The organism is Flavobacterium sp. (assembly GCF_032153895.1).
GTDB lineage: Bacteria > Bacteroidota > Bacteroidia > Flavobacteriales > Flavobacteriaceae > Flavobacterium.
Window position 1 is genome coordinate 58421 of sequence record NZ_JALDYN010000004.1, and the last position, 22726, is coordinate 81146.

Genomic DNA, 22726 nt, shown 5'->3' on the forward strand with positions numbered 1-22726 from the left:
TAAACCCTTGAAAATTAAGATAATTTTTGCAATGTAAGCCGTAAATTTGTGCATTCAAATTCATTGCAATGACAACAACAACACAAAAATCAGATGCTGATGTAGTTTTGATTGGTGCCGGTATTATGAGCGCTACTTTAGGCTTGCTTCTGAAAGAATTAAATCCCAAGTTTAAAATCGAAATCTTTGAACGCCTAGACGTTGCAGCTGCCGAAAGTTCTGATGCCTGGAACAATGCTGGAACAGGACATGCCGCGTTTTGTGAATTGAACTATACCCCTGAAAAGCCAGATGGTTCGATTGATACTTCTAAAGCGGAAAAAATTGTAGAAGCCTTTGAAGTTTCCCGTCAGTTTTGGTCGTATTTGGTAGAAAAAGGATTGCTTGAAAATCCAGAAAGTTTTATCAAACATGTTCCGCACATGAGTTTTGTTTGGGGAGAAAAGAATACCAAATACCTTAAAAAGAGATACGACGCATTACAGCAATTCCATTTGTTTAAAGACATGGAATACACTGAAGACGCTGAGCAGATTAAAGAATGGGCACCCTTAATTATGGAAGGCAGAAAAGGAGCTAAGAAATTAGCCGCAACTTCTATGAAATACGGAACCGATGTTAACTTTGGTGCTTTAACCCGCAGTATTTTCAAATATTTGGAGACCTTAGATGGCGTTTCGTTGCATTTCAATCATGAAGTGACCAAATTACGACGATATGATGACGGAGCTTGGCGTGTAAAAGTGAAAGATTTGGCAACTGGTGGAAAAAAACGTGTTAGAACCAAATTCGTTTTCATTGGAGCTGGTGGAGGTTCATTATTGTTGTTGGAGAAAGCAAACATTCCGGAAGGAGAAGGTTACGGTGGTTTCCCGGTGAGCGGTCAGTGGTTGAAATGTACCAATGAAGCATTAATCGCTAAACATCAAGTGAAAGTTTATGGAAAAGCAGCGGTTGGAGCACCACCGATGTCAGTTCCGCATATTGATACCCGAATGATTGATGGTAAAAAAGCCTTGTTGTTCGGGCCTTACGCTGGTTTTTCGACTAAATTTTTGAAAAACGGTTCTTATTTAGACTTGGCAAAATCCATTCAAATGGACAATATTAAGCCTATGCTTTCTGCCGGAATCAACAATATTCCTTTAACGAAATACTTAATTGAGCAGGTTTTCCAATCGTCAGATGATCGAATGAAAGCCTTGAGAGAATATTTGCCAGATGCAAAACCAGAAGACTGGACTTTAGAAAATGCCGGTCAGCGTGTTCAGGTTATCAAAAAAGATAAAAACGGAAAAGGGGTTTTGGAATTCGGAACCGAAGTTGTGAACTGTGAAGACGGTTCGCTAGCAGTTCTTTTAGGTGCTTCACCAGGAGCATCCACAGCAGTTTCCATTATGCTGGATTTGATAAACCGTTGTTTCAAATACGAATTGACGAGCCCGGAATGGCAGGCAAAATTAAAAGAAATGATTCCATCATACGGACAGTCGCTAAATGACAATCCGCAATTGGCTGACGAAATCCGCTACAAAACAGGAACTGTTTTGAAATTACGTCCTGTTGAATAAAGTACAATAAACTATTTTTGGTTACTTTTGCGGCATAATTAAGTAGTAGAAAATGATTTTACCAATTATAGGATACGGCGATCCGGTACTTCGTAAAGTAGGGGAAGAAGTTTCAAAAGACTATCCGAACTTAAAAGAAACGATTGCCAACATGTATGAAACCATGTATAATGCACATGGCGTTGGTTTGGCAGCACCACAGGTTGGTTTGGCTATCCGCATTTTTATTGTGGATTGCGAGCCTTTCAGCGACAGCGATGATTTGACCAAAGAGGAAGAAGAACAATTAAGAACGTTCAAAAAAACCTTCATCAACGCTAAAATTTTAAAAGAAGAAGGCGAGGAGTGGGGTTTCAACGAAGGCTGTTTGAGTATTCCGGATGTGCGTGAGGATGTTTTCCGTCATGAGCAGATCACCATTGAATATTACGACGAAGATTTCAATAAACATACAGAGGTTTACGACGGACTGATTGCCAGAGTAATACAACACGAGTACGACCACATTGAAGGAATTTTGTTTACCGACAGAATATCTTCGCTTAAAAAACGTTTAATTTCCAAGAAACTGCAAAACATAATGGAAGGGAAAGCCCGACCGGATTATAAAATGAAATTTGCAGCCAAAAAAGGACGTTAATTTTGTTTTTTGCTATAAAGATTTAGATATATTTGCTACCCTTTTAAAATAATACACAATGAGCATAGAAAGAATATTAGCCATTTCAGGTAAACCGGGATTATACGATTTGAAATTACAAACCAGAACAGGTTTCGTAGCTGAGTCCTTAATCGATGGAAAAAAGATTACTGTAGGAATGAGAAGTAACGTGAGTTTGTTATCTGAAATCTCAATTTATACCAACAGTGGAGAAGTACGTTTGTCTGAAGTATTCAGAAAAATTGCTGAAAAGGAAAACAATGGACCAGCGATTTCACATAAAGAAGACAATGCTAAATTAGAATCTTATTTTTCAGAAGTATTACCGGATTACGATCAGGACAGAGTATATGCTTCGGATATCAAAAAAGTATTGAACTGGTACAACATGCTTCAGGCAAAAGGAATCGTTTCTAAAGACGCTCCGGCTGAAACTGAAGTTGAAAAAACGGAAGAATAATTCTTTTTAAAAGAACGAAATAAAATCCTGCCTTCGGGCGGGATTTCTTATTTTTACACAAATTTTGACGCTATGAACACACGCCAGCAACAATTAGACGCTTTCAGCAGATTGCTAGATATTATGGACGATTTGCGCGAAAAATGTCCTTGGGATAAAAAGCAAACTTTGGAAAGTTTACGCCATTTAACCATCGAAGAAGTTTACGAATTAGGCGATGCGATTCTGGATAACGATTTAGACGAAATCAAGAAAGAGTTGGGCGATGTGTTGCTGCATATCGTTTTCTATTCCAAAATAGGAAGTGAGAAAAAGGCTTTTGACATAGCTGATGTAGCGAATTCAATTTGCGACAAACTGATAGACCGTCATCCGCACATTTATGGTGATGTTGTAGTGGAAAACGAAGAACAGGTCAAACAAAACTGGGAAAAACTGAAGTTGAAAGAAGGCAAGAAATCCGTTTTGGAAGGCGTTCCGAAGAGTTTGCCAGCCATGGTGAAAGCCAGCCGAATTCAGGACAAGGTGAAAGGCGTTGGTTTCGATTGGGAAGAGCCGCATCAGGTTTGGGAAAAAGTACAGGAAGAACTTTCCGAATTGCAACATGAAGTTTCAACAGGCAATCAGGACAAAATAGAAGCCGAATTTGGCGATGTTTTGTTTTCGATGATAAATTATGCACGGTTTTTGAATGTGAATCCGGAGGATGCTTTAGAACGCACCAATAAAAAGTTTATGAAGCGATTTATGTATCTGGAAAGCAAGGCGAATGAAATCGGTAAACCGCTGTCGGATATGACACTTGCTGAAATGGATGTGTTTTGGGAAGAAGCGAAGAAACTTTAGTTTTCAGTCTCGGCCACAGTAAACAGTTAGAAATATGATAGCAAAAACACAAGAAACACCCTATTACGCCGTGATTTTTACATCGGTTAGAACAGAAATCGAAGATAATTACGGGGATACTGCCAATCGGATGATGGAATTGGCGGCTGAACAGCCAGGTTTTTTAGGCGTGGAATCGGCACGAAATGAAATCGGTATTACAGTTTCGTATTGGTCTGATTTGGAAGCTATCAAAAACTGGAAAATGAATGCTGAGCATACTATTGCCAGAGAAACAGGAAGAAGCGATTGGTATCAAGCTTTCAAAGTGCGCATTGCCAAGGTGGAGCGCGATTATGATTTTACAAAATGAATTGATTAAAAGATGAGAAAAATTCTTTTATTGTTACTGATTTCGGTAACTTCTTATGCTCAAAAAACGGTTAAGATTACAGAACAAACCTTAAAATTGAAACCGAATACTACGCAAGAATGGTTGTTTGGCTTTGCTTCAGGCGATGAAGTTCAGTTTTCGTTTGTGGAAGAAAACGGTAAACTTTTATCTGAAGTTAGCGTTTCTGAATATCCTGAAATAGTAAAGTTTAGAGCTGTAGATGTAAAAAAAGTAAAGAAAGAACGTTTGAAGTTACAGCATTCGTCAGTTCTTCAATTTCAACTGAAAAATCAATCTGACAAAGAATTGGTGGTTTCAGTAGCAATCAACCGCATTCCAAAAAGCAAAGCATTGCAAAACTTCAATACAGCGGTTACTTGGGTTACGAAGCAAGATACGATTTGGACTTCGGTTGCCAAAGATGTTGTTGTGGGTTACGATACGCTTTTGGTTCAGAAAACCCGAAAAGTAGCTTATTACGATAAGAAATATGAAGAATTGGTTTTGGATAAAAATCAGCGGGTAAATGCCAAAACCACCTTCAGTTCCAGCACTTCTGAAATGGCTTTTTCACTGCCTAAAAATCAAATCAATGAAGATGAAACCAAAAAAGTCATCGCTTGGGCGTATTGGGTTGGCGTAGGAAAAGAAAGTAACGAATATTGGAACCAGAACCGGAAGATGATTGTTGGTGCGGTTCAGGGCGTCGCGTCTTATTTTACAACACCATTGGGCGGAATTGCTGCCGGAGCCATTACCAATTTAACGTTGCCGTCAAACGGGGAAGATGTAGCTTATACGTTTTTAGATGAAACCAATAAAAAGCTGTTTTTAGCCGAAAAGCCATTCAAATCCTACGATTCTGGAAAAGGAATTGCTGCTTACAAACGTTTTACAGAAACCGGTTTATTACAAGGCAATTATGTTATACTGTTGAATAACGACAACTATGTACAACCGATTGACGTGAACGTGAAAATTTCGGCTATTATGGAGCATAAGAAGTTCAAAACCGAAATGTATACCGATAAACAAATCACACCGCGATACGAAAAAAGGATAATTTCCGAACCGAGTATTGAGTCCAAGAAAATTCCGGTAACATCTAATTATAAATAATTGAGAATCGTTGATTTTTTAATAGCTTGTTCCTTTTTTCAGATTATCATGTTTATAATATCTGAAAAAAAGCATTTTTCATATTTGAAAAGTGTAGCTATTCTTTTGCTTTTTGTAGGTAACTGTTTTTTCTTTCCCAAATATTTTATTAACGAATTGTTAGATAATGAGAGTTATAGGGTAAATTGCGGAATGCCGCAAATGAGTATTTTTTTAATTTTTTGGATAATTGGAAATCTTATGATAATTGTTACCGGATTTCTTTATTGGCTATTGAGGAAGGTGATAATTAAGTATTATAATAAAAAAGCCGCAATTTAAATTGCGACTTTTTTATTACTCCTGTTTCAAACTTCTGATTTGTTTCAGTTTTTCTTTCCAGGTTTTTAACTCTTCTTTGTGGCGTTCGATACTTTTATTTACTTCCTTCACTAAAGGGTTGTCCGCTTTTGCGTTGGAAATGAATTGTACATTGTTTTCCAATTGGAAGATTTCATTCTGTACTTCATCAATCTTGCGCATAATGAACAATTGCTCGTTCTGCAACTGACGCTGATCGCCATCGGCTAACTGCTCCAAACGATTACTGAATTTTGCCATTTCCGCATCTTTTTTAGAAAGGCTCAGTTTGTCGAACAACGCATCCAGAATTTTATTGAATTTTCCTTCGATATGACGTTTGTTATGCGGCACTTTTCCGAAGGATTTCCAGGTTTCGATATGTTTTTTAATCGCGTCTAAATCGGTTTTGTGTTCGCCGATAAGCTGAAAATCTTTCAAAGAATCCAAATAGTCTTTTTTCTTGTCGAAGGCTTCATTTTCTTCCGCAGACGATTCGTTTCTTTTGGCGTGCATTCTGTCGAAATAATGGTTGCAAGCACCTTTGAATTCCCCCCAAATCGAATCGGAATATTTTCTCGGCACATGACCGATTTTTTTCCAATCTTCCTGAATTTGCTTCATAATTGGTGTGGTAGCGGCAAAGTCGTCATTATTCATAAGTGACTTAGCTCTTTCTACCAAAGCATTTTTCTTAGTCAGATTATCGTTTTGGTCTTTTTTGATGTCTTTGTAAAAAGCATTTTTCTGCGCATTAAACTGACGTACCGCTTCTTTGAATTCCGACCAAACTTCTTCATTAACTTCAATCGGAACTTTTCCTGCCTGGAAAAATTCGTTACGTAAGGCTTCAATTTTGTCAATCTGACCTTGCCATTGGCTGTGAGCCGTTACTTCTTCTTTGGTAACAGCATCAATTCTGCTGATGATGTCTTTTTTCTTGGCAAGATTATCAGTTTCAGCTTCTCTTAACTTTGAATAAAGTGCTTCACGCTTACTGTGCAATTGATGTGTAAGTTCACTAAAACGATTCCATAAATCTTCGCGATGTTCTTTAGAAACCGGTCCGATTTCTTCTTTCCAGATTTTATGCAACGATTGTAATTCGCGGAACGATTTCGTAATATCTTCTTCCTGAAGCAATTCTTCCACACGAGTGATGATTTTTTGCTTCTGTTCTAGATTGTGCTTGAAATCCAAATCTCGGGCTTCGCGGTCTAAATGCAGATGATCGTAAAAACGCTCAATGTGGAAATGGAAGTTGTTCCAAACGTGATTGTATTTATCACGCGGAATCGGTCCGGCTTTTTTCCAACGGTCGCGGATATCGTTGATATGTTTTAAAGCGTCAGCGATAGTTTCGTCGGAATTGTCAACTAAGTTTTTCAATTCTTCGATGATTGCCAAACGATTATTTAGATTGCTTTTTAAGTTGTCTTGTAACTTTTTATGATATTGATTTTTCGATTCTTTGTATTTGTTGTAAACTGAATCAAATTTGCTTTTTAATGGGAAATGATAGTCAAAGCCAGTTGTGTCGCCATTGTTTTCATGGCTGTATTCGTCACGTTTTTCATCAATGAAATGATGGTATTTGGCCATGAAATCTTTACGGATTTCTTCCACGTGATTGCGGATTGCCATGGCTTTCTCATTCTCGACCAAATGACTCAATTCGTCACAAAGCGCGTCCATCGACATCGCTTCGTAATTCTTCATCGGAATGTTGTGAGATTCACCAATGGAATCGTCTTCGTTTTCCTCTGCATTCGAATTTTCAATCGCTTCTAACGCTGACTGATTTTCGTTCTGAACCGTTTCGTCCTGAATTGTTTCGTGTTGTCCATCTGCTTCGTGCAGGTTATCGTTCTTTTCTTCTGACATTGTATAAATGCTTAAGTTTAACAAAAAATGAGTGGAAAGATAGTGAAGCAGCCCGTAAAATCAAAGAAAATTCAGTTAAATAAACGGTTTTTTCGGATTAAATGCGTGTTGTTTTTGCTACTTTTTCTAATCAGTCTAAAACGATTTTGGCCAAGGTTTATTTTAAGTATTCCAAATTTCCCATGCTTTTTCTGCCTGAAAAACTAACATGTCATAGCCGTTTTTGATGATTGCTCCATTCGCTTTTGCATTTTTCAAAAATTGAGTTTCTTCCGGATTGTATACCAAATCGTAGGCGATATGATTTTTTGTGAAAAGCGAATAATCAAGTTCGGGAGCATCATTTACGTTTGGAAAAGTGCCAATTGGCGTGGTGTTGATGATGATTTGATATTCGTTGAAAACCTCCTGATTCAGTTCGTCGTAGCCAAATTCATATTCGGAAGGCGTTCTCGAAACAAAATCGAATTCAATTTTCAGTTTTCTCAAGGCAAAGGCAATGGCTTTACTGGCGCCTCCGGTTCCTAAAATCAAAGCTTTTTTATGTTGCTCTTCTAAAAGTGGTTTAAGAGACTTTTTAAAACCATAAAAATCAGTATTGTAGCCTTTTAGGTTGTCTTCTTTTGAAATTTTGATAGTGTTTACCGCACCAATAATTTTAGCGCTTTTGGAAAGTTTGGTTAAGTAGGGAATAACACTTTCCTTATATGGAATTGTGACATTCAAACCTTTAAGATTTTTTGTGTCTTTCAGAACAGATTTTATTTCATCGATGGAAGTAAGATCGAAATTTTGATATGAAAAGTGCGTGATGCCTGATTTTTCGAACTTGTCGGTAAAGTATTTTCGTGAAAAGGAATAGTCAATATTTTTGCCGATTAATCCGAAACGTTTTTTTTTCAACTTTTTCATAAAAAAATGGTCAGCCATTTTTGATGGCTGACCATAAAGGTACTTGTAAATTGTGGTATTTGTGTTATTGTTGGTCTGTTTTTTTATGTTTCTGAATAAATGTCTGAACGGTTTTTCGATTCCAGACTACCGGGAAAAGTTCTTCCAACAAAGTGCTGTTTTCGGAATTTAATCGTAATCCGTTAGCTAAATGGAATTTACCTTTGATGTCATCTTGCAGCATGAAGTACAATCCGGCTAATCGGTATTCAACTTCAAATTCTTCCGGAAAATATTCTGCCGCTTGTAATAATGTCTGTACGGCACTATCAGATTCGCCTAAAAACTGAAGAATATCGGCCCAAAACAACCAAGTGTCTAGTTCTAAATCACCGTATTCGATGGCTTTTCGGTAGCCGTATTCGGCTTCTTCATAGAAATTTAAAGCTCGGTTGATTGCAGCATAACGTTTCCAGTACAAACGGTTTTCAGTGTCAATTCCGAGCGCTTTATTGGTGTAATACAGTGCTTTTTGGAAATCTTTCTGACGGATGTAAAAATCGGTAATCGCTATCCATGCTTTGTCCAACAACGGATCTTCGTGTACGGTTTTTTGATAAAACTGAAGCGCTAACTCTTTGTTGCCTAATCGTTCATGACATTTTCCAACGCGTAATAAAGCAAACGAAGTCGGATCATCTAACTGCATGGTAATGTTGTAGCAGTCAATGGCTTCCTGATATTTTTTTAATTTTTCAAGCGATTTGGCTTTTTCAAGATAAGCGCCTAAGAAGTTTTCATCAATTAAAGTAGCATAATCAAAAGCACGAACAGCTTGATCGTAATCTTTTACCGTATAATGTTGTCTTCCCAACTGATGCCAGGCAATTTCACTGTACGGATTTCGGTCAATAAAACTATTTAAAAACAGAATCGCTTCGTTGTTTTGATCTAAAAAGTCGAAACAATACACCACATTATAAAGTGCGGATTGATCTTCAAAATCTTCCTCTAAACATTTGATGAAATTCTCTTTTGCAGACTCTAATTCGTCCATGAAAAGATATTCCATCCCGATTAAATTGTACACATCGGCATAATCATCGGTGTATTTTAGTGCTTCTTTTAACAGCTCGATTGCTTTTTCGTGCTCATCGCGCTTGGAGTGGATATTCGCTTTCTGGATGTATATTTCTTCATTGGTGGGTTCGATGGCAAACAATTCGTTGCATAATTTTTCGGCAATGTCAAGTTTGTCTTCGAAAATCAAAAGTTCTACCTGAACCAACTTTAAACCTGTAGATTTGGGATGTTGTTCAAGACCTAATTTAAGTGCCTTTTTGGCTAAGTTTATACGCCCCGTGTCAAGATAGTGAAGAATGATGTCTTCAAACTCTTCGGAGTCAAAGAAGAATACCTTGTTGGTTTTCAACATCGATTCAAACTTTGATAAGGATAAACTGTTTTCCTCTTCCTCGTTACTCAAATACATACTCCTTTTGTTTAAATTATCCTTATTAAAATTACTAAGACTTTGCAGCCTTTTTATGATGAACGGGTTTAGGTTGTAAACAATTTAATTAACAATTTTTACATTGTTTTGATTGTTAGCTTTTTAACTCGGCCATCACTTCATTCATAGCTTCAAGAATGATGCCACAACCTTCTTCGATTTCTTCCATAGAAAGGGTTAATGGTGGTGTGATGCGGATAGCACAGCCTTCGAAGAGTAACCAGAATAATATCAGTCCTTTTTCCTGACATTTGAAGATGATTTTATTAGTAATTTCAGGACTTTCTGTCATGGGAGCGAGCATTAAGCCTTCGCCTCGAATTTCTTTGATTAACGGATGAACCAATAACTTACGGATTAACTGCTCTTTTTCTAAAGCTTGAGCCATTAAATCGGTTTCCAGTAATTCTTTTAAAGTTGCCAGACAAGCTGCGGCAATTACAGGATGGCCGCCAAATGTGGTTATGTGTCCTAATTTCGGGTCGTGACTTAATAAATCCATGTATTCCGATTTGGCCATAAAAGCACCAACCGGCATTCCGCCGCCCATGCCTTTACCCATAACTACAACATCGGGTACAATATCATAATTCTGAAATCCGAATAATTTTCCTGTTCTTCCAAAACCGGGCTGAATTTCGTCTAAAATCATCAGAGCACCTACTTCATCACAACGTTTACGAACTTTTTTCAAAAACTCGTTATGTGGTTGAATAAAACCAGCGCCACCTTGGATGGTTTCTAAAATAATTCCGGCTGTTTTTTCGGTAATCTTCAGTAAATCTTCTTCGTTGTTGAAGGTGATAAAATCAACATCAGGAATTAACGGACGGAAAATCTGTTTTCTTTCTTCAAAACCCATGACACTCATCGAACCCATAGTGTTTCCGTGATAGGCGTTGAAACACGAAATCAGTTGACTTCTTCCTGTTACACGTCGGGCTAATTTTAAAGCGCCTTCGGTAGCTTCCGTTCCGGAGTTTACCAAATAGACTTTATCGAGCGGAGCACGAGTGTTTTCGGCTAAAAGTTTACACAATTCTACAGCAGGATCTTGCGCATATTCGCCATAAACCATTACGTGCGCATATTTATCAAGCTGATTAACAATCGCTTCACGCACACGCGGATGTTGATGCCCAAGCGTACAAGCGGAAACACCGGCCACAAAGTCCAGATAAGCCTTTCCGTTGGTGTCGTAGATGTAAGAACCTTTGGCGTGTGACACTTCCATTCCTAAAGGGTAAGGGGAGGTTTGTGCCTGATATTTATAGAAATCTTTTAGCATTAATTGGGGTAATATAGATGTTTGATAAGACGATTAGCTGAAAGCTGCGACTAAAAATTATTTCTTCTTCTTTTTAGGAGTAGTTACTTTTTGCACAGGTTTCCCGTATTCCAAAGTTTCCTTTTTTATTTCCATTGGCTTTTCAGCTTCAATAGCGTCTTTTTTACTTTCGAGTTGTGCTTTTTCATCGAGCGCTAATTCTTCTTGAGAAAAAATATCTTCCAGTCGTTTTATTTCTTCGTCACCACGCCAAATGAAACCGCGCAGTTTTCTCGCATTTTCAGGAAATTCAGTTTCAGGGTAAATTTGTCCTTCCGGATCAGTAAATTTAGTAACCGTTTGAATTTGATTGTCTTCCAACTCCAAATGAATCGAACTTGCCACACCTTTGTCAATGCCAACCAATTCATTTTTGTCGTCGTACATGTAGTAAATCATTTCGGTGTTTTTGACCAAATCGACTTCATATAATTTATTGTCACGGAATTTTCCATACAAATTCACACCTTTTACCTGATTGTATCCGTTTCCGATAGTGTCTTTTTGAATGATAAACGCGTTGTTCATCACTTTTAAGGAATCCAATTTTTCAGTTTGGTTATTGCCGATTAAGTGCATTATGTCGCCCGATAATTGACTTTTCTGACTCCATAAAACTGGTCTTCCGATAAGTTGCGTTAAGCCTTTAGTTTGATCGGAATGGATGGAATCACATTTTCCGCTCATATCCGATTTGAAAATTCTGGCGTTTTTGAAACCGCGTACAACCCGTTCTCCGGTCTTTCCGGTTACCAATAATTTTTCCGCATGAATGTACACCGAATCATTTTCCACGAAACTTGCAATTAACGCTTTTTTGGTGATGAACATCGAATCTTTGGCGCGGTGCATCTCGGCGTAATGTCCGGTAACAACCATTCTGTTAATGGTATCGGTGATTTTTACGTTGTTAGTGGCGGATGAGAAATTCCGTTTGCCGTCGTAATAAATTTTGTCACCCTTTATTTTCCGGTTTTGGTAATCAATCGTTGAATTTTTAGACAAATTGGAGGTTTGGTTCTTCGTATCGTAAAAACCATTTTCAGTATAAATTACATTGCCTTTGTTGTTGATGGTAGATGGTCCGAAAACATAAGCATGACCTGAATCTTCATAATAATCCAAGTGATTGGTTTTAATGGTAGATTCCGGACTGGTAACCGTTACGGCTGTTTTAAACTGATATTTTTTCTCGTTTACAAAATAGCGTCCGGATTTGCTTCGAAGCGTATTTTCTTTGTTGATAATCGTTCCGTAAGTATTGTAGTACGCTTGTTGAATGCCGCGGTCAAAGTTGATGGTATCGGTCGTTAAAGTAGATTCCGGAGAACGTAAAACAACATCACCAGTTGCAAAGGCGAATTTTTGATTTCCGTTGTACTCAGCGTATTTACTGGACATTGTAATGGTATCACCTTGGTTCAGACGTACATTTCCGAATGCTTTTACATAATTTTCATCCTTAAAATGATACGCTTTGTTACAGCTGATTAAAACACCATCGTGCTCTACTTGAACATTTCCGGTAAATAAAATTGCGCCCGGAATTTCAGTCTGATTCATATCGATGAAATCCGAATGTAAAATTTTAATGATTTTCTTTTCCTGTGCCAAAGCTGGCAAACTGATGAAAAGAGCACAGAATATAAATAGAATATGATTTCTCAAAGGTTCAAATTTTGCCCAAATTTAAGTAAAATCCGTGAATGATGATTTTTGTTAAGAATTATTTATAATTCACTAGTAATCAAAAAAAACGCCTTCCGAAGAAAGCGTTTAAAAATTATTTTACAATCGTTTGTGTTCTGTCCGGTCCAACTGAGATTACTCGAATCGGTACGCCAACTTCACTTTCGATGAATTCTACGTATTCTTTTAATTCGGAAGGTAAATCTTCGTACTTGGTCATTCCGGTTAAATCAGCTTTCCAGCCTTTTTTCTCCACATAAACCGGAGTTACGTTTTCTTCCTCAATGTTGTAAGGTAAGTGGTTGATTACTTCGCCGTTGTATTTGTAACCAGTACAAACTTTTAAAGTATCAAACCCTGAAAGAACGTCACCTTTCATCATGTACAATTCGGTTACACCGTTTACTTCCACAGCATATTTTAAAGCTACCAAATCCAACCATCCGCAACGACGGGCACGACCGGTTACCGAACCAAATTCGTTTCCAACTTTGGCGATAGTTTGTCCCACTTCGTCAAACAATTCAGTAGGGAATGGACCGCTTCCAACGCGAGTTGTGTACGCTTTGAAAATTCCGAATACTTCTTTAACGCGGTTCGGAGCAATTCCTAAACCGGTACAAGCTCCGGCAGCTGTTGTATTTGAAGAGGTTACAAATGGATACGTTCCGAAGTCAATATCCAATAAGGAACCTTGTGCACCTTCCGCCAAAATTGATTTTCCGGCTTTCAAAGCTTGGTTCAAATATTCTTCACTATCAATGAATTGTAATGTTTTTAATACTTCGATGGAAGCAAAAAACTCGTCTTCCATTTCTTTCAGGTTGTACTGCATGTCTACATCGTAGAACGCAATCATTGCTTCGTGTTTGTCAGCTAAGTTTCGGTACCTTTCTTTAAAATCAGCTAATTCGATATCCCCAACGCGCAATCCATTTCTACCGGTCTTGTCCATATAGGTTGGACCTATTCCTTTTAATGTAGAACCAATTTTAGCTTTACCTTTTGCTGCTTCAGAAGCCGCATCTAGTAAACGGTGCGTTGGTAAAATTAAGTGTGCTTTTCTAGAAATCAGTAGTTTAGATTTTAAATCCATGTTGAATTTTTCTAAACCTTCCAATTCTTTCTGGAAAACTACCGGGTCAATTACAACGCCGTTTCCAATGATGTTGATTGAGTTTTTGTGGAAAATACCAGATGGAATCGTTCTTAAAACGTGTTTGATTCCGTCAAATTCCAAAGTGTGTCCGGCGTTGGGTCCGCCTTGAAAACGAGCAATAATGTCGTATTTTGAAGTTAAAACGTCTACAATTTTTCCTTTTCCTTCATCGCCCCATTGTAGGCCTAGCAGTAAATCTACTGTCATTGTGTTGTTGTTGTTTTAGTTGTTGTTATTGTTGAGCCAAAATCGGCTTTTGTTTATTCTTGTTTTTTAGTTCCGTAGAAATACAGCGAATGATTGTGAATTTCAATTCCGAAAATCTCTTCAATAGTTTGTTTGATGGTTTGAATACGCGGGTCGCAAAACTCGATCACTTCACCTGTATCAGTCATGATGATGTGGTCGTGCTGTTTGTCGAAATACGATTTTTCATAATGCGCCTGATTTTGTCCGAACTGATGACGACGCACCAAGCCACATTCCAGCAATAATTCAATAGTATTGTAAAGCGTTGCACGACTTACACGATAGTTTTTGTTTTTCATTTTGATGTACAACGATTCGATATCAAAATGTTCTTCACTATCGTAAATTTCCTGAAGAATAGCATAGCGCTCCGGAGTTTTTCGGTGTCCTTTTTCTTCAAGATATTTGGTGAAGACGTTTTTTACAACTTCTTGATTGTTATTATTTTCCATATTTTTCTACGAAAGACTGGCAAAGATAAGGTTATTTTTTTTGAGGTGAAAACTTTACAGATGTTAGTTTGTAAACAATTATCCGTTGGTAACCCTTGTAACCTTATCCACACCATCAATCTTTTTAATATTATCAATTAATTTTTTGAGGATAATGTTATTCGGAACGACAACTGTAACCTGACCGTTGAATAATCCTGCTTCCCCGCTTAAGGAAATACTCTGAATATTTACCGTCATTTGGTTAGAAATCACTTTAGTAAGTTCATTGGTAAGACCTAAAGTATCCATTCCGGTTATTTTTAAAGTAGCTTTGAATTCTTCCTGAGACGAATCAATCCATTTCGCCTGAATGATACGATAAGCGAAGTTTGACTGCATACTGATAGCATTCGGACAATCTTTACGATGCACTTTAATTCCTTCGTTTATAGTCACAAATCCAAAAACTTCGTCGCCCGGAATCGGATGACAACATGTCGATAGTTTGTAGTCCAGTTTGTCTTGTTCGGCACCAAAAACCAATAAATCGTAGTTTTTACTGATTTCTTCTCTGTGGATATGTTCAGGTTGCGCACTCGGAGAACGTTTGATGGTTTTCTTGAAGAAATTCATCAGCGTATTGCTCTTCTGAGCTGCGAAATCTTTCAGTTTCTGGTTGTCGATAGTTCCTAATCCGGCACGATAGAATAAATCGAGACTGGTTTGTAATTTGAAATAATTAACCAGTTCGTTTACAGTCTGTTCATTCAATGTGATTTTTAAATGACGCAGTTTTCGGGTAAGGATTTCTTTTCCGTCTTCGGCAATTTTTTTGGTACTTTCGTTCAGTACGTTTTTGATTTTGTTGCGTGCTCTTGAAGTCGAAACATATTCCAGCCAGTGTGCCGTTGGTTTTTGGTTTGGCGATGTGATAACTTCGATTTGATCACCGCTGTTTAAAACATGATTTAAAGGAACTAATTTTCCGTTTACACGAGTTCCGCGAGTTTTGATTCCGATTTCGGAGTGAATACTGAAAGCAAAATCTAAAGCAGTTGCTCCTTTTGGTAATGATTTGATTTCTCCTTTTGGCGTAAATACATAGATTTCTTTTGCGTACAGATTCAGTTTGAAATCTTCCACAAAATCAACAGCATTGCTTTCTGAATTTTCTAAAGCTTCCCGAAGTTGATTCAGCCAAACGTCCAGACTATTTTCTTCGGTTGCACCTTGTTTGTATTTGTAATGGGCTGCGTAACCTTTTTCAGCAATTTCATCCATTCGTTCACTGCGGACCTGAATTTCCACCCAACGCCCTTTCGGTCCCATAACCGTGATGTGAAGCGCTTCATATCCGGTAGATTTAGGTGATGAAATCCAATCGCGTAAACGACTTGGTGACGGACGATAATGATCAGTTACAATCGAATAGATTTTCCAAGCTAAGAATTTTTCATCATGCTGATTGTCAGATTTGTAAATGATTCGTAAAGCAAATTTGTCATATACTTCATCAAATGTAACGCCTTGGGCCAGCATTTTTCTGCGGATGGAATAAACCGATTTCGGACGACCTTTCATCGTGTAATCGATGCCTTCTTCATCCAAAGATTGTTGCAATACATCAGAAATAGATTTGATGTACTGCATCTGTTCTTCCTTAGTCTCTTTCATTTTTCCGACAATATCGTTGTACACGACAGGTTCGGTGTATTTTAAGCCTAAATCTTCAAGCTGGGTTTTAATGTTATAAAGCCCTAGTCGATGAGCTAATGGGGCATAGATGTATAGCGTTTCCGATGCAATTTTGGCTTGTTTATAATCCGCCATACTACCCATGGTCTGCATATTGTGTAAACGATCAGCAATTTTGATGAGAATTACACGAACATCATCATGAAGCGTCAATAGCATTTTACGGAAATTTTCTGCCTGAATGGAAATTTCCTGGTCGGTTTTTACCTTCGCCATTTTGGTTAAACCGTCAACAATTTTGGCGATTTTCGGGTTGAACATCCGCTCGATGTCTTCAACAGTAGTGTCAGTATCTTCAACTACATCATGCATCAAAGCTGCGGCAATTGAAGTCGCACCCAAACCAATTTCGGCAGCTACAATTTTAGCTACGGCAATCGGGTGGAAGATGTAAGCTTCTCCGGATTTACGGCGTTGGTCTTTATGGGCATCAACAGCTACGTCAAACGCTTTTCGGATGAGTTTTTTGTCTTCTTCGGAAAGGGTTTGGTAACTGATGCGAAGTAATTCTTTATATTCCTTGGCAATTGCCTTGTTTTCAGCTTCTAAATCAATTTCTGTCATGGTCGTTCATTCAGTACCTAAATATAAGCGATATCGAATGAATTTCCAAATCCAACAATTCAATTTTTAAAAGTTGTAAAAAAGTGCTTTACGGATTAACACGATAAAAATCCAAATCCTGAAAATCGTAGCTGAAATCAGTTAGCGGAGAAATCGGTTTCATCTTAATATTGGTCAGATAACCAAGATTGTCGTAGGTGAAAAACATAAAAGCGTCGGCATCAAAATAACGGTTGAACCATTTTACCACGAAAGTATTGTCTTTGTAAAAAAAGATTTCACCCGATAATTTAGGAGAACGTTTCGAAGTGAAAAACAGTTTACCTTTCTTTTCAATTATGGTAATTTCGCCCAACCAATTGTCTTTAAAGGTTCCGATTAGTTTTTTGGTGTCGGTTTTTAAAGTTTTGTCGGCTTGGTTTTTGGTAACGGTTGTCCAAACTTCTGTAGTTATTTTATCGGCTTCAGCAACGTTATTTTGTGTTAGCTTTTGATATTTCTCAACCCAATTCTGATTAGGAATGTTCAGATAACTGTCTTTAATCGTATTGGAAATAGCATTGAAAGCCGCCCCAGATTGCTGATTCGTCAAAACGACAATTCCTAATTGAAGCTCAGGAATCATAAGCGTTTGCGTAACGTTTCCCTCTAAGCCACCGGTGTGCGAAACCTGAAGTTTTCCGTTTATATCTGAAAGTTGCCATCCTAAACCATAAGCTTTGAAAAGGGTATTGTAGGGTGCAGAAGTTCGGTTAGGAAGTATTGTTTGCGGCGTCCACATTTCGGTATGTTGTTTCGCACTGAAAAGTTGTTGGTTCTCGCCGTATTTTCCTTTGTTCATCTGGCAGATTAGCCATTTACTCAAATCAGTAATGTTAGAATAAATTCCGCCGGCTGCATCCATAATCTGGCTTTTGTAACGTGTGATTACTTTTAGTTTTCCGTCAATCGGAACATGTGGAACCATAGTATTGGTCGTATCTTTTAAACGTGACCAAGTACCTACGCTGGCATTCATTTCCAATGGTTTCATGATTTGTGTTTCAACGAATTCTGCCCAAGATTTTCCACTAACACGTTCAACTACTTCGCCAGCTATAACATACAACAAGTTGTCGTAATCGTATTTGGTTCGAAATCCGGAAACCGGTTTTAAATATTGAATGTTATTGATGATGTCTTTTGGAGTGAAATTATGTCCGTCAGGCCAAATCATTAAATCACCAGCGCCCAAGCCTAAACCACTGCGATGCGTTAATAAATCACGTATGGTAAATTCGTCGGTAACATAACTGTTGTACATTTTAAATTCTGGAATATATTTGACAACTTTATCATCCCAATCTAGTTTTCCGTCGTCTGCTAAAATACCTAAGGCTGCTGCTGTAAATGATTTGCTGTTAGAAGCAATCCCGAATAACGTATGCTCGTCAACTTTCTGTTTGGTAATAATGGAACGCACACCATAACCTTTGGAGTGAATTACTTTCCCGTCTTTCACAACCGCAACCGCAATGCCCGGAACATCGAAAGCTTTCATGGTTTTTTCGACTAAAACATCAATTTCAGAAGTAGCCATTTGTGCCGATGAACTAAAACTGATAAAAAGAACCGAAATTAAGATGATCACTCGAAAATTCATAATTCGTAATTTTTAATTCGTAATTGGTTAAAAGCCTCTTTGTCTTTTGGCTTCAAAAATTAAGATGGCAGCGGCAACAGAAACATTCATCGAATCGATTTCTCCCTGCATTGGAATGATAATATTTTTAGTACTGGCCGTTCTCCAAGAATTGGTTAAACCGGTAGCTTCAGTTCCAACAACTAAAGCTGAAGGTGTTGTGTAGTTTTGGGTGTGATAAAAAGTCGAATCCTGTAATGTGGCGCAGTAAATCGAAATGTTTTTTGCTTTTAGAAATGCAATAACTTCTTCCGTTGAGCCTACCGCAATTTGACGCGTAAACAAACAGCCTACGCTGGAACGAACAATATTTGGGTTGTACAAATCACTCTTCGGATTAGCGATAATTACAGCGTCTAAATTCGCCGCATCAGCCGTTCTTAAAATGGCACCGATGTTTCCGGGTTTTTCCATCGCTTCGGCAACTAAAATTAAAGGATTTTCTGAAAGTTGTAAATCGGTTAACGCTAACGATTTGGTTTTGGCAACCGCTAAAATGCCTTCGGTAGTATCGCGATATGCTAATTTTTGATAGACTTCTTTAGAAATTTCAATCAGTTCAACCTTCTGTCGGGTTAGCTGACGGATTTCGTTTTCCGAAATTAATTCAGGTAAGAATAAAATCGTTTCCAGCTCATAGCCACCTTTTTGCGCTAACATGATTTCGCGCTGACCTTCAATCAGAAAAGTGCCCGTTTGCTTGCGGGTTTTGGCTTTCTCCTGAAGTTGTACCAACGATTTGATGTACGGATTCTGAACGGAACTGATTTGTTTCAAAAGACTAAAATTATTAGGTAAAAGTAATCATATTTTTAGAGCTAAAAAAAGTGCTTCATTATTTGAAGCACTCTTGGTTTTTATTCCTCGGTTTTTGTTGGATTAGTTTCTTGGTTCGCGACTGAATCGGATACTTTTCTTGTTTGTTGATCCTTGTTAGGAAATATAAACTTTTTCAAACCTGCAAAAGCAGCAATTAAACCAATAACAATAAATTTTCCAAATTTAGCCAGTAAAGCTATAAAGCCAGTTTTGGCAAGAACTTTTCCCGCAACTAATCCTCCAATTGTCCAAGCAGCAATTTCATCAGTATTGGAATCGAACTCACTATACTTGAAACCGTCTTTGTATTGAACGCTCTTTAAGATACTTGGAATTGAAGCCTTAACTTCGGCTAATTCACTCATGTTAGATACTGCTGAAACGGTATAAAATCCTTTTCTTCCTAGTATTCTTAAATCATAATTTAAGGTATTGGTTTCAGCTTTTCCGAATTTAATTTCTTTTGCCCAATGTAAGACATTTGTTTTTTCATCATAAAAAGGAGTTGATGCCCACCCTAATAATTGAACTGCTTCGAAACCGTTTTTTTCTCTTTCAGAATTTTCTTTTTCTAAATCAGACTGTATTTCTTTTAGTAAATCATCATAGTTAATATCTTTTGCATCACCGTCTTCTACATAACCTTCATTTTGATAATTAATTACGAACAACCAGCTATTGTCTCCTAAAACACCTTTGTTTTCTGGAAGTATAGCTCCTAAAATTGTGGTATCTTCTGGATTGCCCCACAAGTCCTTTAAAACGTATTGAGTTTGCTTTCCGTCAAGAAATTTAAAACCTTTTGGAACGTTTAAGTTTGCGTTTCCTTCGGTTAACTCAATTTTACCAGTTTGGTATTTTAGAGATTTTTCGATTTCATCAAAAACTACTTTAAGCGAGTCGGTGTTTTGAGAGTTTACTTTGGTAAGGATTGTTAGACAAACCAAAAGAGATAGTAAAATTTTTTTCATGTATAAAATTTGAATAATTTCTAAGTCAGCAAAAATACAGTTAATTTGAAAATCAGCTATAAAATTCCTCTCGCTTTAATCTCCAAATATTTATTAATCGTATCTAAAGTAAGATTCTCGGGTTGCGTTAACACTGAATAGATTCCGTATTTGCGCAATTCGTTTACAATCAATCGCTTTTCGAAAGCAAATTTTTCGGCGATGGTTTGGTCGTAAACATCTTGAATTGTGGTTGCTTTTTTGTGAATCAGTTCGTTCAGTTCGGTATTGTTAAAGAACACAACTACTAACAGGTGATTCTTCGCAATTCCTTTTAAATAGGGCAATTGACGATGCAATGCGTCTACTGTTTCAAAATTGGTGTACAGTAAAATTAAGCTTCGGTGGTTGATGTTTTTCTTAATATCAACATACAATCGGCTGTAATCGCTTTCGAAGAAATCCGTTTTAATGTTGTACAGATTTTCCATAATCAGGTTCATCTGCGACTGACGACGTTCGGCCATAACTCGGTTTTCCACCTTTTTGGAGAAGGAAAACATGCCGGCTTTGTCACCTTTTTTCAGAATCACGTTCGATAAAACCAAACTTGCATTAATCGAATAATCCAATAAACTCAATCCGTTAAAAGGCATTTTCATCACGCGACCTTTGTCAATCAGCATATAAACCGTTTGCGATTTTTCATCCTGAAACTGGTTTACCATCAACTGATTGCGCTTGGCAGTGGCTTTCCAGTTTAAGGTTCGTATGTCGTCGCCCTGAACATATTCTTTAATTTGTTCAAATTCCATGGTGTGCCCGATACGACGGATTTTCTTCAAACCATACTGAAACAAATGATTCGAAAACGCCATCAAATCGTACTTGCGCAACTGAATGAACGAAGGGTAGGTAGGCACCATTTTGTTATGGTCAAACTTGAACCGACGCGAAACCAAACGCAAAGGCGAGGCAATGTAAATGTTTAGGTTTCCGAAGAAATATTCACCGCGTTCAGTCGGACGCAAATGGTATTCGAATTTATCTTTGGTGTGTGCCGAAATGGTTCGTTTTATTTCAAAATCCCGCATCTGGAACTGAAACGGAATTTCGTCAATCACCTTCACAAAAACCTTAAACGAATACTGATTGTTTAGTTTTACAACGATTGGATTTTCATCACCGTTCGATAGTTTTTCTGGAACATTTCGTGACGCTTTTATTGGCTGTTTCGGAAGGAAAAGCAACAAAATGTCGAGTAGCGTAACGGTCAGTAAAACAAACAATAACAACCAAACCACTTTGTAAAGGCTTGGAAAAAAATAAGCAAAAACAAACCCTGTTATGATAGCTAAAAGCCCATAAAAAAAGAGATTGTTTAAGTATAAGCGTTTAAAAAACTGCATTAGCGCGGAATTTCTACGGTATCAATAATCTGACGGATAATTTCGGTTGAAGTGATGCCTTCCATTTCACGCTCCGGCGTAACTACAACACGGTGTTGTAATACGGGAACAGCAGCGTCTTTAATATCTTCTGGTGTTACGAAATCACGACCACGTAAAGCAGCAAAACCTTTGGCAGCGTTTAAAATCGCAATAGAAGCACGCGGCGAAGCACCCAAATACAAGAACGCATTTTCACGGGTGTTCATCACGATTTTCGCAATGTATTCCACCAAGTGGTTTTCAATCATAATTTGTTTAACCAGCTTTTGGTAATTCCCAATTTCGGCACGCGATAAAATCTTGCGGATGTTACCCAGTTTGTTGTTGTCCTGCAACGCATTTTCTTTCTGAAGGATATGGATTTCCTCTTCCAGATTCGGGTAATTGATACTGATTTTGAACAAGAATCGATCCAATTGCGCTTCCGGTAAACGATACGTTCCTTCCTGCTCAATAGGGTTTTGGGTCGCGATTACCAAATACGGAGTTTCCATCGGGTAAGCGGTTCCGTCTACGGTAATTTGGCGTTCTTCCATTACTTCGAATAGTGCGGCTTGCGTTTTAGCCGGAGCACGATTGATCTCATCAATCAAAACGAAATTCGAGAAAACCGGTCCTTTTTTGAAGTTAAATTTTGATTGCGCCAAATCGTAAACCGAAGTTCCGATGATATCCGACGGCATCAAATCCGGAGTAAACTGGATTCTGCTGAAATCCAAATCTAACGTCTTAGAAAGCAATTTTGCCGTGATGGTTTTCGCTACGCCGGGAACACCTTCCAAAAGTACGTGACCGTTGGATAAAACAGCAACCAATAACTGGTCAATCATTTTGTGTTGTCCTACAATTACGGTTCCGATTTCGGCTTTAATTTCCTGAACGCTCTGAAGCAGTGGCGCTAAATTGATTCGGGTTTCAAAATTTACGTTTTCAGACGTTGGCTGCGAAATATTTTCTAGATTTTCCGGTGTATTTTCAAAAGTCTCCATAG

At 37.9% G+C, this 22726-nt stretch carries 19 protein-coding genes; 6 read left to right on the forward strand and 13 right to left on the reverse strand.

The window, feature by feature from the left end:
* The first annotated feature begins 68 nt into the window (after positions 1-68).
* The 6 genes from RUH60_RS03050 to RUH60_RS03075 all read left to right on the forward strand — a co-directional run bounded on the left by RUH60_RS03050 (position 69) and on the right by RUH60_RS03075 (position 5030).
* The gene (locus RUH60_RS03050) at positions 69-1571 is read left to right on the forward strand and encodes a malate:quinone oxidoreductase (RefSeq protein WP_313805229.1); all 1503 of its coding nucleotides are present in this window, start codon (positions 69-71) and stop codon (positions 1569-1571) included.
* A 52-nt stretch (positions 1572-1623) separates the two neighbouring features.
* A complete protein-coding gene (def, locus tag RUH60_RS03055) occupies positions 1624-2211 on the forward strand; it encodes a peptide deformylase (RefSeq protein ID WP_313805232.1) in 588 nt (195 codons plus the stop codon).
* A 58-nt stretch (positions 2212-2269) separates the two neighbouring features.
* Complete coding sequence (locus RUH60_RS03060) at positions 2270-2692, forward strand: DUF5606 domain-containing protein (RefSeq protein ID WP_313805234.1); 423 nt, start codon at positions 2270-2272, stop codon at positions 2690-2692.
* 72 nt (positions 2693-2764) lie between these two features.
* Entirely contained in the window at positions 2765-3538 is a 774-nt protein-coding gene (gene mazG / locus RUH60_RS03065) for a nucleoside triphosphate pyrophosphohydrolase (RefSeq protein ID WP_313805236.1), read from the forward strand.
* Positions 3539-3572: 34 nt separating this feature from the next.
* Positions 3573-3890, forward strand: coding sequence for an antibiotic biosynthesis monooxygenase (locus tag RUH60_RS03070; protein ID WP_313805238.1), 318 nt, complete (start codon positions 3573-3575; stop codon positions 3888-3890).
* 12 nt (positions 3891-3902) lie between these two features.
* Positions 3903-5030: a hypothetical protein gene (locus RUH60_RS03075; RefSeq protein WP_313805240.1), complete on the forward strand. Its 1128-nt coding sequence runs from the start codon at positions 3903-3905 to the stop codon at positions 5028-5030.
* Between the two features lie 336 nt (positions 5031-5366).
* Here RUH60_RS03075 and RUH60_RS03080 read toward each other — a convergent pair whose 3' ends face one another.
* The 13 genes from RUH60_RS03080 to RUH60_RS03140 all read right to left on the reverse strand — a co-directional run bounded on the left by RUH60_RS03080 (position 5367) and on the right by RUH60_RS03140 (position 22724).
* On the reverse strand, positions 5367-7253 hold the full coding sequence (locus RUH60_RS03080) for a DUF349 domain-containing protein (RefSeq protein ID WP_313805243.1): 1887 nt from the start codon (positions 7251-7253) through the stop codon (positions 5367-5369).
* 162 nt (positions 7254-7415) lie between these two features.
* Positions 7416-8165: a shikimate dehydrogenase gene (aroE, locus tag RUH60_RS03085; RefSeq protein ID WP_313805246.1), complete on the reverse strand. Its 750-nt coding sequence runs from the start codon at positions 8163-8165 to the stop codon at positions 7416-7418.
* Positions 8166-8229: 64 nt separating this feature from the next.
* Positions 8230-9636 (reverse strand): tetratricopeptide repeat protein, encoded by a 1407-nt coding sequence (locus RUH60_RS03090; RefSeq protein ID WP_313805249.1) that lies wholly within the window; start codon positions 9634-9636, stop codon positions 8230-8232.
* Between the two features lie 115 nt (positions 9637-9751).
* Complete coding sequence (locus tag RUH60_RS03095) at positions 9752-10945, reverse strand: aspartate aminotransferase family protein (RefSeq protein WP_313805251.1); 1194 nt, start codon at positions 10943-10945, stop codon at positions 9752-9754.
* A 57-nt stretch (positions 10946-11002) separates the two neighbouring features.
* Positions 11003-12652, reverse strand: a complete 1650-nt coding sequence (locus RUH60_RS03100; RefSeq protein WP_313805254.1) for an OstA-like protein — start codon at positions 12650-12652, stop codon at positions 11003-11005.
* A gap of 115 nt (positions 12653-12767) precedes the next feature.
* Positions 12768-14039 carry an adenylosuccinate synthase gene (locus RUH60_RS03105; RefSeq protein ID WP_313805257.1) on the reverse strand — a complete coding sequence of 424 codons (1272 nt, stop codon included), beginning with the start codon at positions 14037-14039 and terminating at the stop codon, positions 12768-12770.
* A gap of 53 nt (positions 14040-14092) precedes the next feature.
* On the reverse strand, positions 14093-14533 hold the full coding sequence (locus RUH60_RS03110; protein ID WP_313805259.1) for a transcriptional repressor: 441 nt from the start codon (positions 14531-14533) through the stop codon (positions 14093-14095).
* Positions 14534-14611: 78 nt separating this feature from the next.
* A complete protein-coding gene (locus RUH60_RS03115) occupies positions 14612-16834 on the reverse strand; it encodes a RelA/SpoT family protein (RefSeq protein WP_313805262.1) in 2223 nt (740 codons plus the stop codon).
* 88 nt (positions 16835-16922) lie between these two features.
* Positions 16923-18476 carry a serine hydrolase gene (locus RUH60_RS03120; protein WP_313805265.1) on the reverse strand — a complete coding sequence of 518 codons (1554 nt, stop codon included), beginning with the start codon at positions 18474-18476 and terminating at the stop codon, positions 16923-16925.
* Positions 18477-18503: 27 nt separating this feature from the next.
* Positions 18504-19292, reverse strand: a complete 789-nt coding sequence (locus RUH60_RS03125) for an RNA methyltransferase (protein WP_313805313.1) — start codon at positions 19290-19292, stop codon at positions 18504-18506.
* An 80-nt stretch (positions 19293-19372) separates the two neighbouring features.
* Entirely contained in the window at positions 19373-20305 is a 933-nt protein-coding gene (locus RUH60_RS03130) for a DUF2167 domain-containing protein (RefSeq protein WP_313805316.1), read from the reverse strand.
* Positions 20306-20361: 56 nt separating this feature from the next.
* A complete protein-coding gene (locus RUH60_RS03135; protein ID WP_313805319.1) occupies positions 20362-21693 on the reverse strand; it encodes a DUF58 domain-containing protein in 1332 nt (443 codons plus the stop codon).
* Positions 21693-22724, reverse strand: a complete 1032-nt coding sequence (locus RUH60_RS03140; RefSeq protein ID WP_313805322.1) for a MoxR family ATPase — start codon at positions 22722-22724, stop codon at positions 21693-21695. Before RUH60_RS03140 ends, RUH60_RS03135 begins: the two co-directional genes overlap by 1 nt.
* Between the last annotated feature and the right edge of the window lie 2 nt (positions 22725-22726).

Bases quoted from the DNA above. Each gene is read 5' to 3' on its own strand.
- RUH60_RS03095 (WP_313805251.1), bottom strand. From the start codon at position 10,945: ATGCTAAAAGATTTCTATAAATATCAGGCACAAACCTCCCCTTACCCT.
- RUH60_RS03070 (WP_313805238.1), top strand. From the start codon at position 3,573: ATGATAGCAAAAACACAAGAAACACCCTATTACGCCGTGATTTTTACA.
- RUH60_RS03110 (WP_313805259.1), bottom strand. From the start codon at position 14,533: ATGGAAAATAATAACAATCAAGAAGTTGTAAAAAACGTCTTCACCAAA.
- RUH60_RS03080 (WP_313805243.1), bottom strand. From the start codon at position 7,253: ATGTCAGAAGAAAAGAACGATAACCTGCACGAAGCAGATGGACAACAC.
- aroE (WP_313805246.1), bottom strand. From the start codon at position 8,165: ATGAAAAAGTTGAAAAAAAAACGTTTCGGATTAATCGGCAAAAATATT.
- RUH60_RS03140 (WP_313805322.1), bottom strand. From the start codon at position 22,724: ATGGAGACTTTTGAAAATACACCGGAAAATCTAGAAAATATTTCGCAG.
- mazG (WP_313805236.1), top strand. From the start codon at position 2,765: ATGAACACACGCCAGCAACAATTAGACGCTTTCAGCAGATTGCTAGAT.
- RUH60_RS03060 (WP_313805234.1), top strand. From the start codon at position 2,270: ATGAGCATAGAAAGAATATTAGCCATTTCAGGTAAACCGGGATTATAC.
- RUH60_RS03135 (WP_313805319.1), bottom strand. From the start codon at position 21,693: ATGCAGTTTTTTAAACGCTTATACTTAAACAATCTCTTTTTTTATGGG.
- RUH60_RS03075 (WP_313805240.1), top strand. From the start codon at position 3,903: ATGAGAAAAATTCTTTTATTGTTACTGATTTCGGTAACTTCTTATGCT.
- RUH60_RS03130 (WP_313805316.1), bottom strand. From the start codon at position 20,305: ATGAAAAAAATTTTACTATCTCTTTTGGTTTGTCTAACAATCCTTACC.
- RUH60_RS03120 (WP_313805265.1), bottom strand. From the start codon at position 18,476: ATGAATTTTCGAGTGATCATCTTAATTTCGGTTCTTTTTATCAGTTTT.
- RUH60_RS03090 (WP_313805249.1), bottom strand. From the start codon at position 9,636: ATGTATTTGAGTAACGAGGAAGAGGAAAACAGTTTATCCTTATCAAAG.
- def (WP_313805232.1), top strand. From the start codon at position 1,624: ATGATTTTACCAATTATAGGATACGGCGATCCGGTACTTCGTAAAGTA.
- RUH60_RS03050 (WP_313805229.1), top strand. From the start codon at position 69: ATGACAACAACAACACAAAAATCAGATGCTGATGTAGTTTTGATTGGT.
- RUH60_RS03115 (WP_313805262.1), bottom strand. From the start codon at position 16,834: ATGACAGAAATTGATTTAGAAGCTGAAAACAAGGCAATTGCCAAGGAA.
- RUH60_RS03105 (WP_313805257.1), bottom strand. From the start codon at position 14,039: ATGACAGTAGATTTACTGCTAGGCCTACAATGGGGCGATGAAGGAAAA.